This is a genomic window from Escherichia sp. E1130 (genome assembly GCF_005781065.1).
In the GTDB taxonomy this organism is placed as follows: Bacteria; Pseudomonadota; Gammaproteobacteria; order Enterobacterales; family Enterobacteriaceae; genus Escherichia.
On the sequence record NZ_VATL01000022.1, the window covers coordinates 1 to 15,294 of the forward strand.

Annotated in this window: 16 protein-coding genes and 1 riboswitch; of the genes, 8 read left to right on the forward strand and 8 right to left on the reverse strand. The window is 54.5% G+C overall.

Annotation, left to right across the window (positions count from 1 at the left end; translation table 11 throughout):
* Positions 1–396 precede the first annotated feature (396 nt).
* Entirely contained in the window at positions 397–1,986 is a 1,590-nt protein-coding gene (gene purH / locus FEK66_RS19735; RefSeq protein WP_135495464.1) for a bifunctional phosphoribosylaminoimidazolecarboxamide formyltransferase/IMP cyclohydrolase, read from the forward strand.
* Between the two features lie 11 nt (positions 1,987–1,997).
* Complete coding sequence (gene purD, locus FEK66_RS19740; protein ID WP_135495463.1) at positions 1,998–3,287, forward strand: phosphoribosylamine--glycine ligase; 1,290 nt, start codon at positions 1,998–2,000, stop codon at positions 3,285–3,287.
* Here the strand turns inward: purD and zraR are convergent.
* Together zraR and zraS are read right to left on the reverse strand one after the other, a co-directional pair.
* Complete coding sequence (gene zraR / locus FEK66_RS19745; protein WP_130210167.1) at positions 3,284–4,609, reverse strand: sigma-54-dependent response regulator transcription factor ZraR; 1,326 nt, start codon at positions 4,607–4,609, stop codon at positions 3,284–3,286. The genes purD and zraR overlap by 4 nt on opposite strands.
* A complete protein-coding gene (gene zraS / locus FEK66_RS19750) occupies positions 4,606–6,003 on the reverse strand; it encodes a two-component system sensor histidine kinase ZraS (RefSeq protein ID WP_131161711.1) in 1,398 nt (465 codons plus the stop codon). The genes zraR and zraS overlap by 4 nt, the downstream gene beginning before the upstream one ends.
* A 237-nt stretch (positions 6,004–6,240) precedes the next feature.
* Between zraS and zraP the strand changes: the two genes are divergently transcribed.
* Positions 6,241–6,669: a zinc resistance sensor/chaperone ZraP gene (zraP, locus tag FEK66_RS19755; protein ID WP_130210163.1), complete on the forward strand. Its 429-nt coding sequence runs from the start codon at positions 6,241–6,243 to the stop codon at positions 6,667–6,669.
* Between the two features lies 1 nt (position 6,670).
* Here the strand turns inward: zraP and FEK66_RS19760 are convergent, their stop codons facing one another.
* The 6 genes from FEK66_RS19760 to nudC form a co-directional block, all read right to left on the reverse strand.
* Positions 6,671–7,366 carry a DUF1481 domain-containing protein gene (locus FEK66_RS19760; protein ID WP_130210175.1) on the reverse strand — a complete coding sequence of 232 codons (696 nt, stop codon included), beginning with the start codon at positions 7,364–7,366 and terminating at the stop codon, positions 6,671–6,673.
* A gap of 12 nt (positions 7,367–7,378) precedes the next feature.
* On the reverse strand, positions 7,379–7,651 hold the full coding sequence (gene hupA, locus FEK66_RS19765; RefSeq protein ID WP_001044513.1) for a nucleoid-associated protein HU-alpha: 273 nt from the start codon (positions 7,649–7,651) through the stop codon (positions 7,379–7,381).
* A 186-nt stretch (positions 7,652–7,837) separates the two neighbouring features.
* Positions 7,838–8,428: a YjaG family protein gene (locus FEK66_RS19770; RefSeq protein ID WP_130210161.1), complete on the reverse strand. Its 591-nt coding sequence runs from the start codon at positions 8,426–8,428 to the stop codon at positions 7,838–7,840.
* A gap of 42 nt (positions 8,429–8,470) precedes the next feature.
* Positions 8,471–9,142: a deoxyribonuclease V gene (gene nfi / locus FEK66_RS19775; protein ID WP_130259135.1), complete on the reverse strand. Its 672-nt coding sequence runs from the start codon at positions 9,140–9,142 to the stop codon at positions 8,471–8,473.
* Positions 9,143–9,151: 9 nt separating this feature from the next.
* On the reverse strand, positions 9,152–10,216 hold the full coding sequence (gene hemE / locus FEK66_RS19780; RefSeq protein ID WP_130261378.1) for a uroporphyrinogen decarboxylase: 1,065 nt from the start codon (positions 10,214–10,216) through the stop codon (positions 9,152–9,154).
* Positions 10,217–10,255: 39 nt separating this feature from the next.
* A complete protein-coding gene (gene nudC / locus FEK66_RS19785; RefSeq protein ID WP_130210155.1) occupies positions 10,256–11,029 on the reverse strand; it encodes an NAD(+) diphosphatase in 774 nt (257 codons plus the stop codon).
* A 94-nt stretch (positions 11,030–11,123) separates the two neighbouring features.
* On the opposite strand from nudC, the gene FEK66_RS19790 reads away from it, so the two are divergent.
* The 5 genes from FEK66_RS19790 (at position 11,124) to thiS (ending at position 15,294) form a co-directional block, all read left to right on the forward strand.
* Positions 11,124–11,600 (forward strand): Rsd/AlgQ family anti-sigma factor, encoded by a 477-nt coding sequence (locus FEK66_RS19790; RefSeq protein ID WP_000934290.1) that lies wholly within the window; start codon positions 11,124–11,126, stop codon positions 11,598–11,600.
* A 51-nt stretch (positions 11,601–11,651) separates the two neighbouring features.
* Positions 11,652–11,752, forward strand: a riboswitch (TPP riboswitch).
* Between the two features lie 79 nt (positions 11,753–11,831).
* The gene (gene thiC, locus FEK66_RS19795) at positions 11,832–13,727 is read left to right on the forward strand and encodes a phosphomethylpyrimidine synthase ThiC (protein ID WP_135495462.1); all 1,896 of its coding nucleotides are present in this window, start codon (positions 11,832–11,834) and stop codon (positions 13,725–13,727) included.
* Positions 13,727–14,362, forward strand: a complete 636-nt coding sequence (gene thiE, locus FEK66_RS19800) for a thiamine phosphate synthase (protein ID WP_131161716.1) — start codon at positions 13,727–13,729, stop codon at positions 14,360–14,362. The genes thiC and thiE overlap by 1 nt, the downstream gene beginning before the upstream one ends.
* On the forward strand, positions 14,355–15,110 hold the full coding sequence (thiF, locus tag FEK66_RS19805; protein ID WP_130261379.1) for a thiazole biosynthesis adenylyltransferase ThiF: 756 nt from the start codon (positions 14,355–14,357) through the stop codon (positions 15,108–15,110). Before thiE ends, thiF begins: the two co-directional genes overlap by 8 nt.
* Positions 15,094–15,294 (forward strand): sulfur carrier protein ThiS, encoded by a 201-nt coding sequence (gene thiS, locus FEK66_RS19810; RefSeq protein ID WP_001562417.1) that lies wholly within the window; start codon positions 15,094–15,096, stop codon positions 15,292–15,294. Before thiF ends, thiS begins: the two co-directional genes overlap by 17 nt.

A 15,294-nucleotide genomic window follows, 5' to 3' on the forward strand; every position in this document is an offset into this window, starting at 1 on the left:
TTCAGGATTTTTCTCTTCAACCGAACCGGCTGTTTGTGTGAAGTGATTCACATCCGCCGTGTCGATGGAGGCGCATTATAGGGAGTTCTCCGTAGGCCGCAATAGAAAAATTGCAAAAAAATGACTGACTGCTGCATTCCCCAGCAAAACCCCGCTTTATACCTTTTTACGCACAGAGTTATCCACAATCATCAGCATAATTTCTGCATTTCTCACACGGTAAGCACAGTCAAAATAGTGATCGCCATTGAAAGAGAAAAATTCGCGAGCGTTGCGCAAACGTTTTCGTTACAATGCGGGCGAAAAATAAGGATGCCCCGTTAGGGGCGTTAGCTGAGTTTTTCGCGAAAAATTCAGCTAACGCTCTCTGTAATAGTCAAATCCAGGGGATTTACCATGCAACAACGTCGTCCAGTCCGCCGCGCTCTGCTCAGTGTTTCTGACAAAGCCGGTATCGTCGAATTCGCCCAGGCACTTTCCGCACGCGGTGTGGAGCTGCTGTCTACAGGGGGCACTGCCCGTCTGTTAGCAGAAAAAGGTCTGCCGGTAACCGAAGTTTCCGATTACACCGGTTTCCCGGAGATGATGGATGGACGCGTGAAGACCCTGCATCCGAAAGTACATGGTGGCATTCTGGGCCGTCGCGGCCAGGACGATGCCATTATGGAAGAACATCAGATCCAGCCTATCGATATGGTGGTTGTTAACCTGTATCCGTTCGCCCAGACCGTGGCGCGTGAAGGCTGCTCGCTGGAAGATGCGGTTGAGAACATTGATATCGGCGGCCCAACCATGGTGCGCTCCGCCGCCAAAAACCATAAAGATGTCGCCATCGTGGTGAAGAGCAGCGACTACGCTGCCATTATTGATGAAATGGATGCCAACGAAGGATCGCTTCTGCTTGCAACCCGTTTCGACCTTGCCATCAAAGCCTTCGAACACACCGCCGCCTACGACAGCATGATTGCCAACTATTTCGGCAGCATGGTTCCGGCTTACCACGGCGAAAGCAAAGAAGCCGCCGGTCGCTTCTCGCGCACGCTGAACCTGAACTTCATTAAGAAGCAGGATATGCGCTACGGCGAGAACAGCCACCAGCAGGCTGCCTTCTATATAGAAGAGAATGTGAAAGAAGCCTCCGTTGCCACCGCAACCCAGGTTCAGGGTAAGGCCCTCTCTTATAACAACATCGCCGATACCGATGCGGCGCTGGAGTGCGTGAAAGAGTTCGCCGAGCCGGCATGTGTGATTGTGAAGCACGCCAACCCTTGCGGCGTGGCTATCGGTAATTCCCTTCTTGATGCTTACGATCGCGCGTACAAAACCGACCCAACCTCCGCATTCGGCGGCATTATCGCCTTTAACCGCGAGCTGAATGCTGAAACCGCGCAGGCCATCATTTCTCGTCAGTTTGTCGAAGTGATTATTGCGCCGTCCGCCAGCGAAGAAGCCCTGAAAATCACCGCCGCCAAACAGAACGTTCGCGTCCTGACCTGCGGTCAGTGGGGCGAGCGTGTTCCGGGTCTTGATTTCAAACGCGTGAACGGCGGTTTGCTGGTTCAGGATCGTGACCTGGGGATGGTCGGCGCGGAAGAACTGCGCGTCGTCACCAAACGCCAGCCGACCGAACAGGAACTGCGTGATGCGCTGTTCTGCTGGAAAGTAGCGAAGTTTGTGAAATCCAACGCAATCGTCTATGCCAAAAACAATATGACCATCGGAATTGGCGCGGGCCAGATGAGCCGCGTGTACTCCGCGAAAATCGCCGGTATTAAAGCCGCCGATGAAGGTCTGGAAGTGAAAGGTTCCTCTATGGCTTCTGACGCGTTCTTCCCGTTCCGCGACGGTATTGATGCCGCAGCCGCTGCGGGCGTGACCTGCGTAATCCAGCCTGGCGGTTCTATCCGTGATGACGAAGTGATTGCCGCCGCCGACGAGCACGGTATTGCGATGCTCTTCACCGATATGCGCCACTTCCGCCATTAATGGAGCGACAGATGAAAGTACTAGTCATTGGTAACGGCGGGCGCGAGCACGCGCTAGCCTGGAAAGCGGCCCAGTCGCCGCTGGTTGAGACTGTTTTTGTTGCTCCGGGTAACGCAGGCACTGCGCTGGAACCCACGCTGCAAAACGTCGCTATCGGCGTGACCGATATCCCAGCGCTGCTGGATTTCGCGCAAAACGAAAAGGTAGATCTAACCATCGTCGGCCCGGAAGCGCCGCTGGTGAAAGGCGTGGTTGATACCTTCCGCGCCGCCGGGCTGAAAATCTTCGGCCCAACCGCAGATGCCGCGCAACTTGAAGGCTCGAAAGCGTTTACCAAAGATTTCCTGGCCCGCCATAAAATCCCTACGGCGGAATACCAGAACTTCACCGAGGTAGAACCTGCGCTGGCGTATCTGCGTGAGAAAGGCGCGCCAATCGTCATTAAAGCGGACGGTCTGGCCGCCGGGAAAGGCGTTATCGTAGCGATGACGCTGGAAGAAGCGGAAGCGGCTGTTCACGATATGCTGGCGGGCAACGCGTTTGGCGACGCTGGTCATCGCATTGTTATCGAAGAGTTCCTCGATGGCGAAGAAGCGAGCTTTATCGTGATGGTGGACGGCGAGCATGTGCTGCCGATGGCCACCAGCCAGGATCACAAACGCGTAGGCGATAAAGATACCGGGCCAAACACTGGCGGGATGGGCGCTTACTCCCCTGCGCCGGTAGTAACCGATGAAGTTCATCAGCGCACCATGGAACGTATCATCTGGCCAACCGTGAAAGGCATGGCAGCGGAAGGCAACACCTACACCGGTTTTCTCTACGCGGGCCTGATGATTGACAAACAGGGCAATCCGAAGGTTATTGAATTTAACTGCCGCTTTGGCGATCCGGAAACCCAGCCGATTATGCTGCGCATGAAGTCCGATCTGGTTGAGCTCTGCCTGGCAGCCTGTGAAGGCAAGCTGGACGAGAAAACGTCAGAGTGGGATGAACGTGCATCTCTCGGCGTGGTGATGGCTGCGGGCGGGTATCCGGCTGATTACCGCACCGGCGATGTGATCCACGGCCTGCCGCTGGAAGAAGTGGCAGGCGGCAAAGTGTTCCACGCTGGCACGAAACTGGCGGATGACGAGCAGGTAGTGACCTGCGGCGGGCGCGTACTTTGCATCACCGCGCTGGGTCATACCGTGGCAGAGGCGCAGAAACGCGCCGATGCCTTAATGACCGATATCCACTGGGATGACTGCTTCTGCCGGAAAGATATCGGCTGGCGCGCTATCGAACGCGAGCAGAACTAACGCGACAGTTTTGCCAATAGCGTTTTACGCGTGATCCCTAACTGACGGGCGGCTTCGGTTTTGTTGCCGCCCGTTTTCTCCAGTGCCGCCAGAATCACCTCTTTTTCCACTTCCACCAGCGGCTGAATATCCTGACTTTGCGCCAGCGGGATCGGCGTACTCGCAATCGCCAGCGGCAGCTCGCGTTCGGAAATATATTCCCCGGTCAGCAGCACCACCGCCCGTTCCACCGCATTTTCCAGCTCGCGAATATTTCCCGGCCAATCGTAATGAATCAACAGATCCATTGCCTGTGGCGTAAAGCCTTTTACCGCTTTGCGATTGCGTTCGGCAAACCGCTGAAGAAAATGGTTAGCCAGCAGAGGAATATCCTCCCGCCGTTGCCGCAGCGATGGCACTTCAATCGCCACCACGTTCAGGCGATAGTAGAGATCCTGGCGAAAACGCCCGGCATTTACCTCTGCGGCAAGATCGCGATGGGTCGCGGCAATCAGCCGGACATCGACCGAAATAGTCTGGTTGCTGCCGACACGCTGAACTTCACGCTCCTGAATCGCACGCAGCAGACGGACCTGCATCATCGGCGAGATATCGCCAATTTCATCGAGAAACAGCGTGCCGCCATCCGCCTCAACAAAGCGCCCTTCCCGCCGTTTGTCGGCCCCGGTAAACGCCCCTTTTTCGTGACCGAACAATTCAGATTCCAGCAAGGATTCGTTGAGTGCCGCACAGTTGAGCGTTACCAGCGGTTTTTCGCTACGTGCGCTACTGGCGTGAATCGCCCTGGCGACCAGCTCTTTACCGGTACCGGAATCGCCGTGGATCAGCACCGTGGCTTCCGATGGCGCGACAAGGGCAATTTCACCGAGCAGGTGTTGCATCGCTGCGCTTTTACCGACCATACCGAACTGGCTGGCGGACACCGCAGGTATTTCAGCATCGACACTGTGCGTATGCGCGAGCGCCTTTTCCAGCGTCGCCTGCAGGTTATCGAAATCCAGCGGTTTGATGAGATAATCCAGCGCCCCGGTTTTCAACGCCTCTACCGCCGTCTCGACGCTGGAGTAAGCGGTCATAATCAGTACCGGAATCGCCGGATTTAACGCTTTGATCTCTTTCAGCGTGGCGATGCCGTCCATCTCTGCCATTCGCACATCGCAAAGCACAAGATCAAAAACCTGTTCCCGCACCTGCTCCAGCGCCTGTCGCCCGCTGTTCGCCAGCGCGACGTTATAGCCCCAGCCGCGCAGCAATGCCTGCAAAATAGTGCAGTGGCTAATGTCATCATCCACCACCAGAATATCGATATTATCGTGCGTCATCCTTGTGGGTCCTTACGCGTAATATTGACCGGAAGCCAGAGGGTGAACGTTGCGCCTTTTCCCTCCTGGCTTGCGACCTGAATTGTACCACCGTGTTGTTCAACAATATTATGCACGACCGCCAGTCCCAGTCCGGTGCCTTCGGCCTTCGTGGTGAAATACGGGGTGAAGATGGCTTCAAGCTGATCCGCCGCAATTCCCTTACCGCTGTCAGTAACGCTAATTTTCACGCCTGCGCCGCTTTCGCTGGCCGTCACGCTAATCACGCCATGCTGACCAATCGCCTGAATAGCATTGAGATAGAGATTCAACAGGACCTGAGTCAGCCTGTCCGGATCGGCCTGAATTTCCGGCAACATGTCGTTGGCGGTAAAGCGTAACTGGATCTCCCGGCTGTTTGCATCCTGGCTTACCAGCTGTAATGAGTGGTTAATCAGAGTGTTGAGATCCACCGCCTGCAAAGCCAGATGCGTTGGTTTAACCAGTTCCAGCAGCTCGCTTACCACGCGGTTTAAACGGTCGGCTTCTTTCGCCATCACCTGCGCCAGTTGATGCGCTTCTCCCCCTGCTGGCGCGCGTTCGGCAAAGTATTTCGCCAGCCCTTTAATCGAGGAAAGTGGGTTACGGATTTCGTGGGCAACGCCTGCCGCCAGATGCCCCAGTGCCACCAGCTTCTCTTTGCGCTTCATTTCATCTTGTAGAAGCTGGCGCGAGCGCAGATACCGGCGATACCAGAAGAATGACAACACGCTTGCCAGCATTACCGTCGCCAGAGCGAAGAGGATAATCAGGGTATTGCGCTTTTCCCCACTCTGGGTTGCAACCAAATCGCTGGCGTCAACGGCGATGAAAATAGCCTGTTGTGCTTCTGCCTGTGGCACAGCTTTGCCGTTACAGCGCGGCATATTGTGCATACCATGCCGCCAGGGCGATGACATTGGCTGGAACAAACGATAGACCTCAAGCGCAGGCGTTTTTTCTGCATCCTCAAGCAGTCTCCAACGGGAGTTTTCCTCTGGCTTTAACTGCTGCATTTCATCCGGCGAATAGAGTGCACGCCCAACCATTTCGGGGTCGCTATGAAGAATAATGATGCCCTGTGCATCGGTGACCGCAAACCACAACACCCCAGGCTGGCCAGCCATCTCTTCCAGAAGCGCCTGTTGCTGCACATGGTGCATTCGCATCCCCATCCCTACGCGGCTTCCTGACTCCAGAGCGCGAATGAGCACATTACCTTTTTCCAGTAATGCCTGACGGTCAGCCTCGCTTGCCCGCCCATAATCACGAATCACAGTTACCGCAAACAATCCCACCAGCCCAACAATGACCACGGGGAGGATCGCGCTTAACCATTTGGCTAAGGTGTCTTTAGAACGTCGCATAAAACGTATCTTCTTCTTTGCCTGTTCATCCCTTTTTGACAGCAGAAATCATGCCATCTTTTAGCAGCGCTTACCCTGCGCTGTAACACAAAGACTTAAGTTTCAATGAGTAAAAATGACTCGTTACCCACAGCAGGCGAGTCATTTTTACTCGCTTATCACGCCAGATTGCCCGTCATATCAGCGTTTCGTTGTTGGCACGAAAGATGCAATACCCAAAGTAAGACAACCACTGGAGGATTAACCATGAAACGGAACACGAAAATTGCCCTGGTGATGATGGCGCTTTCAGCAATGACGATGGGATCGACATCTGCATTTGCTCACGGCGGACACGGTATGTGGCAGCAAAATGCCGTGCCTTTGACCAGCGAACAACAGACAGCGTGGCAGAAAATCCATAATGACTTTTACGCTCAAAGCAGCGCACTGCAACAGCAACTGGTGACGAAGCGTTATGAATACAATGCCCTGTTAGCCGCTAATCCACCGGATAGCAGCAAAATTAACGCGGTCGCCAAAGAGATGGAGGCTTTGCGTCAGTCGTTAGATGAGTTACGGGTGAAACGGGATATTGCGATGGCTGAAGCGGGTATTCCGCGCGGTACCGGAATGGGCATGGGTTACGGCGGCTGCGGTGGTGGTGGCGGTCATATGGGAATGGGCCACTGGTAAATCAGAACGTTTTCTCGTTGGGTTGCCAGCGACAGAAATCAGAGTTTGCCACCAACAGTAATTGCGAACCTTCGGGCGCTTCCAGCCATGCCACGCTGACATCAACAGAAGAGCGGCTCTGGCGGCGCTCGATATGCGCTATCGCCTGCGAATCTAAATCAGGTTTAATGGTTTGCCCTTCGCAGGTGGTCACGGTCTGTTCCATCGCATGCCAGCGCCCCTGACGCAGCACGACTCTCCCCTGACGTAAGGCATCGCTAATCTGGCGGATTTGGTCAGCACGATAACGATATAAATCAATTTGGTCGTTAGAAAGCTGCTGCTTTTCCCCGTCGGATTCACGTTGCATAAAGCTCAGATCGCCGCGATCGTCAAAACGCGCGCGAATGTTCACCGGCGGTTCGCTGTAAACATTGATATTGATAAGCGTGAGGTTATCGCCCTGCCAGCGATACTCTCGCGTCGTGGTATCGCCATTGCGCCACGGGCTAAATACGGCAAGCAGATGGACATTATCGCCGCTGTCTTTTCGCCAGATGCGTACCGCGCCCTGATCTTCAGCAAATCCACTGGCGGTAAAGGGAGGAAGTGAGGAGTTATGGCTACAAGCAGTAAGAAACAGCGCGCCTGCCAGCATCAATGAGCGACGCCAGAAAGACAAAAGGGGTGAAACCACCCCTTCGTTAAAACTGTTCACTGCCACGCAATCTTACTTAACTGCGTCTTTCAGTGCCTTGCCAGAAACAAATGCCGGTACGTTCGCAGCGGCGATTTTGATTTCTTTACCGGTCTGCGGGTTGCGGCCAGTACGCTCAGCGCGGTGGTTCACTTTGAAGGTACCGAAACCAACCAGTTGTACAGCATCGCCTTCTTTCAGAGACTCAGTAATTGCAGCCAGAGTGGACTCCAGAGCAGCTTTAGCCTGGGTTTTGGACAGTTCTGCTTTCTCTGCAATTACATCAATCAGTTGAGTCTTGTTCATAAGTTATCCTTACAATGTGTTTATCGCTTGCTAAGCATCGAGTGCGACGGAAATGCCAGAATAGCACTCTCCTGCATACGCGCACCGATAGCCACTTTTTTTCGCCCCCCAAATGTAGACCAGACGGGGGGCGAAAGGGAAGACTCCAGGTACGACAAATCAGGCGTTAATTCACGTTTTCTGGTCTTATTGCTGAAAAATTATACCAATATTGCTCTCGCCCGTCTCACGCAGGTCTGCCCTAAGGCCTTTTATCAGCTCGATATCGCGTTCTTCGCACTCAGCTAAAAGTCGGAATATTTCCCACTGAATGTCCCATTCTTGCTCTACAGCTGGGTTTTCTTTAAGCTCTTCATCGCTCATTTCGCGACCAGCCTGAGTCATTTCCAGCATCGCAACGGTCGTGATGGAGGTCTTACTCACTTCCACCGCGTGTTCGAGCGTTTCACCACTCAAACGCGAATGGACCAGTTCACTTAACGCCACGCAGGCATCGATTGCCGGATAAACGCCGTACAGATCGAAATCGTCCGCTGAAGGAATCGCTTCTTCAAATTTCTCCAGTTGGCTGTCGAAATTCACTTTTGCGTCTTTGACGGTCAGCGTTTCCCAGATGAGATCGAGAATACGCCGATAAATTTGCCCATCGCCAAAACCGGTTTGCTGGCAGAACATAGCGTAATTGGGGTACATGCGTTCGCACAGACAAGCCATGAAAGTGACATGCTGCCAGCTTTCCAGGCGCTCCAGACGCAGATGAATTGGGTTTTGTAACATGTTGAGTTCTCAAATACGGAAATTATCCGCAGTTTACCTGAATTAGGGCTGATTTGCTGTATAGCGCACGAACGCCGGACGTTCCGAGGCCACCGCGTCCGCCCAGCGCGTTGGCTCCGGCAGACGATAGCCTTTCATGCAGCGTTGTACCCACGCCAGCGCGCTATCCACACTGACCCGATGGCCAGTAGAAATAAACAGAGGGTTACAGCGCGCTTTGCTGCGCCAGACCCAGGCCAGCTGCTCGCCTTTATCCATCAGCGGGGCCAGTGCACCCGGTTCGCTGGAGAGTGGTTCGAATTTACCGCAGAGCCGCTTTTTCGCCACGCCAATGGTCGGCACATCCACCAATAAGCCAAAATGGCTGGCGACGCCAAGACGGCGCGGATGCGAGATCCCGTGACCATCGACAAACACTAAATCCGGCTTTTGCGACAGCATCTCCCACGCTGCCAGCAGCGCAGGATATTCGCGAAAGGAAAGAAAACCTGGAATGTAAGGCATGGTAGTAGCGATGCGGGCCACTTTATACTCCACCAGCTCAAGCGAGGGGTATTTCAGCAGCACCATCGCCGCTCGCGTCACTTCTCCGCCCTGCTCAAACCCGACATCGGCTCCAGCGATCAGATCCGGCGGATCTTTATCGAGTCGATCCTCGCGGATCACAGAAGAAGCTAGTTCAAGTTGTTGAGCGCGTAATGACGCGAGATCCATAACCACTCCTTACTGATGATAAGGCGCAGACAGGCGATGCACTGCCTCCACAAATACGCCAGCATGTTCTGGCGGCACATCCTGATGGATACCGTGGCCGAGGTTAAAGACGTGGCCTTCACCGTGACCGAAACCGGCAAGGATTGTCGCCACTTCTTCTTCAATGCGGGCAGGCGGCGCATACAGCATCGACGGATCCATATTGCCCTGCAGCGCGACTTTATCACCCACGCGGCGGCGCGCATCGGCGATGTCCGTTGTCCAGTCGAGGCCCAGCGCATCGCAACCGGTTTCTGCCATGGCTTCCAGCCACTGTCCGCCACCTTTGGTAAACAGCGTGACCGGTACGCGGCGACCGTCGTTTTCACGCAGTAAACCATCAACAATTTTATGCATGTAATAGAGCGAGAACTGTTGATAATCGCGCCCGGTTAGCACGCCGCCCCAGGTGTCGAAAATCATCACTGCCTGAGCACCGGCTTTAATCTGCGCATTCAGGTACAGAGTGACGCTTTTCGCCAGTTTATCGAGTAGCGCGTGCAGCGCCTGCGGATCGGCATACATCATTTTTTTAATCACGGTGAACGCTTTGCTGCTGCCGCCTTCGACCATGTAGGTCGCCAGCGTCCACGGGCTGCCGGAAAAACCAATCAGCGGCACTTCGCCTTTCAGTTCGCGACGAATGGTACGCACCGCGTTCATCACGTAACCCAGCTCATCTTCCGGGTCCGGAATTGGCAGTTTATCGACGTCGGCTTTGCAGGTGACTGGTGTGGTAAAACGCGGACCTTCTCCGGCTTCAAAATAGAGCCCTAACCCCATCGCGTCCGGCACGGTGAGGATATCGGAAAAGAGGATCGCCGCATCCAGCGGGTAGCGACGCAGCGGTTGCAAAGTCACTTCGCACGCCAGCTCGGCGTTTTTGCACAGCGACATAAAATCGCCCGCCTGGGCGCGCGTGGCTTTATATTCCGGTAGATAGCGGCCCGCCTGGCGCATCATCCATACTGGAGTGACATCAACGGGCTGGCGCAGCAGCGCCCGCAGATAACGATCGTTTTTAAGTTCGGTCATTTTGGCTGTTCCTTAGTGCGTCAGGCGGTCAGTGTATCATCACTCATACTCTGCCCGACACATCGCCACCGTATCTTCTATCAGACGGCGCGCTACGGTGCCGGGCGGTGGAAGTAACGGCAAATCGTCATAGCGATACCAATTCGCCTCGAGCAATTCTTTCGGGTCGATCACGATGTCGCCGCTGTCATATTCCGCCATAAACGCGGTCATTAAAGACTGAGGAAACGGCCACGGCTGGGAAGTCACGTACCGCAAGTTTTTGACTTTGATGCCGCTCTCTTCCATCACTTCCCGCGCGACTGCCTGTTCGAGGGTTTCGCCCACTTCGACGAATCCGGCGAGTACCGTATGGACACCGTTACGATGCCGGGTATGCTGAGCAAGTAGGATTGAATCATCGCGACGGATGGCAACGATAATGCAGGGAGCGATTTGTGGGTAGTAACGCTCACGGCAGTGGCTGCATAGCATCGCCCATTCGGTTTTGCTCGGATACATGTCATGCCCGCAGTAACCGCAGTATTTATGCGAGCGATAAAACTCCGCCAGTTGCACACCACGTCCGGCTAATTGAAACAGCCCGACATCCAGATCAATGACCTGGCGCACCGAGCCCATATCGTGACGGCGCTGCTGTTGCACTAGCCAAACAGGTTCTCCCTGCCATTCGCCGATTTGTAGTGCGCGCTGACCCACAAGATCGAAATTTGCCGCTTCGCCGTATGGTAATTCTCCCTTCGGCAACCATAATTTTTGTTCATGACTGACTACCCACCAGCCGTGATCTAATTTTTCAATTATACGATCCATAGCTCTTGCACTACCTTTGCATCACTGGCATGTTTAACATGGTTTTTACATTTCTCACTGAGCAGTTTTTGAAGACAAACTTGCGGAGTCAATCATGCTTAACCAGCTCGATAACCTGACGGAGCACGTCAGAGGAAGTAACAAACTGGTTGATCGCTGGCTACATGTACGTAAGCATCTGCTCGTGGCTTACTACAATCTGGTTGGCATTAAGCCTGGCAAAGAATCGTACATGAGGCTGAATGAAAAAGCCCTTGATGATTTTTGCCAGAGTCTGGTCGACTACCTGTCTGCCGGACATTTCAGTATTTATGAACGCATTCTTCATAAACTGGAAGGCAACGGGCAACTCGCTCATGCCGCGAAGATTTGGCCGCAGCTGGAAGCCAACACGCAACAGATTATGGATTACTATGATTCCAGCCTGGAAACCGCCATCGATCATGATAATTACCTTGAGTTTCAACAGGTTTTATCTGACATCGGCGAGGCGCTGGAAGCACGCTTCGTACTGGAAGATAAGCTGATTCTGCTGGTACTTGACGCCGCTCGCGTCAAACATCTTGCTTGAGTTCTGCGCTGTTAACGCGTAATTTACATTCAACGCCCCGTTTGCGGGGCTAATTTCTTGTCGGAGTGCCTTAACTGGCTGAGACCGTTCATTCGGGATCCGCGGAACCTGATCAGGCTAATACCTGCGAAGGGAACAAGAGTTAATCTGCTATCGCATCGCCTTTGCGGCGATCGTCTCTTGCTTCATCCGTCGTCTGACAAGCCACGTCCTTAATTTTTGGAATGAGCTATGTCTGCAACAAAACTGACCCGCCGCGAACAACGCGCCCTGGCCCAACATTTTATCGACACCCTGGAAGGCACCGCCTTTCCCAACTCAAAACGCATTTACATCACTGGCACACACCCCGGCGTTCGCGTGCCGATGCGTGAGATCCAGCTTAGCCCGACGCTAATTGGCGGCAGCAAAGAACAGCCACAGTACGAAGAAAACGAAGCGATTCCGGTCTACGACACATCTGGTCCGTATGGCGACCCGCAAATCGCGATTAACGTGCAGCAAGGACTGGCAAAGCTGCGCCAGCCGTGGATCGATGCGCGTGGCGATACTGAAGAACTTACCGTGCGCAGTTCCGATTACACTAAAGCGCGGCTGGCTGATGATGGTCTCGACGAGCTGCGTTTTAGCGGCGTATTAACGCCAAAACGCGCCAAAGCAGGACGCCGCGTCACACAACTGCACTACGCCCGCCAGGGCATCATCACACCGGAGATGGAGTTCATCGCCATTCGCGAGAATATGGGCCGCGAGCGCATCCGTAGCGAAGTTTTGCGCCACCAGCATCCGGGAATGAGCTTTGGCGCACGTCTGCCGGAAAATATCACTGCGGAATTTGTCCGTGATGAAGTTGCTGCCGGACGTGCGATTATCCCGGCCAACATTAATCATCCGGAATCGGAGCCGATGATTATTGGTCGCAACTTCCTGGTAAAAGTTAACGCCAATATCGGCAACTCAGCGGTCACCTCTTCCATCGAAGAAGAAGTGGAAAAGCTGGTATGGTCCACGCGCTGGGGAGCGGATACGGTGATGGATCTCTCCACCGGTCGCTATATTCACGAAACCCGCGAGTGGATTTTACGTAACAGCCCGGTGCCGATCGGTACAGTGCCGATCTACCAGGCGCTGGAGAAGGTTAACGGGATCGCCGAAGATCTTACCTGGGAAGCGTTCCGCGACACGCTGCTGGAACAGGCCGAGCAAGGTGTGGATTACTTCACTATCCATGCGGGCGTACTGCTGCGCTATGTACCGATGACCGCGAAACGCCTGACCGGTATCGTCTCTCGCGGCGGTTCGATTATGGCGAAATGGTGCCTCTCCCATCATCAGGAAAATTTCCTCTATCAACACTTCCGCGAAATTTGTGAAATCTGTGCCGCTTATGACGTTTCGCTGTCGCTGGGCGACGGCCTGCGCCCCGGTTCTATTCAAGACGCCAACGATGAAGCGCAGTTTGCCGAGCTGCATACGCTGGGCGAACTAACCAAAATCGCCTGGGAATATGACGTACAGGTGATGATTGAAGGCCCTGGGCATGTGCCGATGCAGATGATTCGCCGCAATATGACCGAGGAGTTAGAGCACTGCCACGAAGCACCGTTCTATACCCTCGGGCCGCTGACTACCGATATCGCGCCGGGTTATGACCACTTCACGTCGGGGATTGGCGCGGCAATGATTGGCTGGTTTGGCTGTGCGATGCTCTGCTACGTAACGCCAAAAGAGCATCTGGGTCTGCCTAATAAAGAAGACGTTAAGCAGGGGCTCATCACCTATAAGATTGCCGCCCACGCCGCCGACCTGGCAAAAGGGCATCCGGGCGCGCAAATTCGCGATAACGCCATGTCGAAAGCCCGCTTCGAATTTCGCTGGGAAGACCAGTTTAATCTGGCCCTCGACCCGTTTACCGCCCGCGCTTATCACGATGAAACCCTGCCGCAAGAGTCCGGCAAAGTCGCCCATTTTTGCTCCATGTGTGGACCGAAATTCTGCTCAATGAAAATCAGCCAGGAAGTGCGCGATTACGCCGCCGCGCAAACTATTGAAGTGGGAATGGCGGATATGTCGGAGAACTTCCGCGCCAGAGGCGGAGAAATCTACCTGCGTAAGGAGGAAGCGTGATGTATCAGCCTGATTTTCCTCCTGTACCTTTTCGTTTAGGACTGTACCCGGTGGTGGACAGCGTACAGTGGATCGAACGTCTGTTGGATGCAGGCGTACGTACTCTCCAGCTACGCATCAAAGATCTGCGCGATGAAGAGGTGGAAGCCGATGTCGTGGCGGCAATTGCGCTGGGCCGTCGCTATAACGCACGATTGTTTATCAACGATTACTGGCGGCTGGCGATTAAACATCAGGCGTATGGCGTCCATTTGGGGCAGGAAGATTTGCAAGCCACCGATCTCAGCGCCATCCGCGCGGCAGGCCTGCGGCTGGGCGTTTCGACCCATGATGATATGGAGATCGACGTCGCGCTGGCAGCACATCCTTCTTATATCGCGCTGGGACATGTGTTCCCGACGCAAACCAAACAGATGCCTTCTGCACCGCAGGGGCTGGAACAACTGGCACGGCACATTGAGCGTCTGGCGGATTATCCCACCGTGGCGATTGGCGGTATCAGTCTGGCGCGCGCGCCTGCGGTGATAGCAACGGGTGTCGGCAGTATCGCCGTCGTCAGCGCCATTACTCAAGCCGCAGACTGGCGTTTGGCAACGGCACAGTTGCTGGAAATTGCAGGAGTTGGCGATGAATGACCGTGATTTTATGCGTTATAGCCGCCAAATCCTGCTCGACGATATCGCTCTTGAAGGGCAGCAAAAACTGCTCGACAGCCAGGTGCTGATTATTGGTCTGGGCGGGCTGGGTACACCTGCTGCGCTGTACCTGGCGGGAGCTGGCGTGGGGACGCTGATACTGGCAGATGACGACCATGTGCATTTAAGCAACCTGCAACGACAAATCCTCTTTACCACTGAAGATATCGATCGCCCGAAATCACATGTCAGCCAACAGCGACTGACGCAGTTGAATCCCGATATTCAACTGACAGCACTACAACAACGGTTAACGGGTGAGGCGTTAAAAGATGCGGTAGCACGGGCCGATGTGGTGCTCGACTGTACCGACAATATGGCGACTCGCCAGGAGATTAATACCGCCTGCGTGGCACTCAACACGCCGCTTATCACCGCCAGCGCGGTCGGATTTGGCGGTCAGTTGATGGTACTGACGCCGCCCTGGGAGCAGGGGTGTTACCGCTGTCTGTGGCCAGATAACCAGGAGCCAGAACGCAACTGCCGCACGGCGGGCGTGGTTGGCCCGGTGGTCGGGGTTATGGGCACGTTGCAGGCACTGGAAGCAATTAAGTTATTAAGCGGTATAGAGACGCCTGCGGGAGAACTCCGACTGTTCGACGGTAAGTCGAGCCAGTGGCGCAGCCTGGCGTTGCGCCGCGCCAGTGGTTGCCCGGTATGCGGAGGAAGCAATGCAGATCCTGTTTAACGATCAACCGATGCAGTGCGCCGCCGGACAAACTGTTCACGAACTACTGGAGCAACTCGACCAACGACAATCGGGCGCGGCTCTGGCGATTAATCAGCAAATCGTCCCGCGGGAACAATGGGCGCAACATATCGTGCAGGATGGCGACCAGATCCTGCTTTTTCAGGTTATTGCAGGGGGGTGA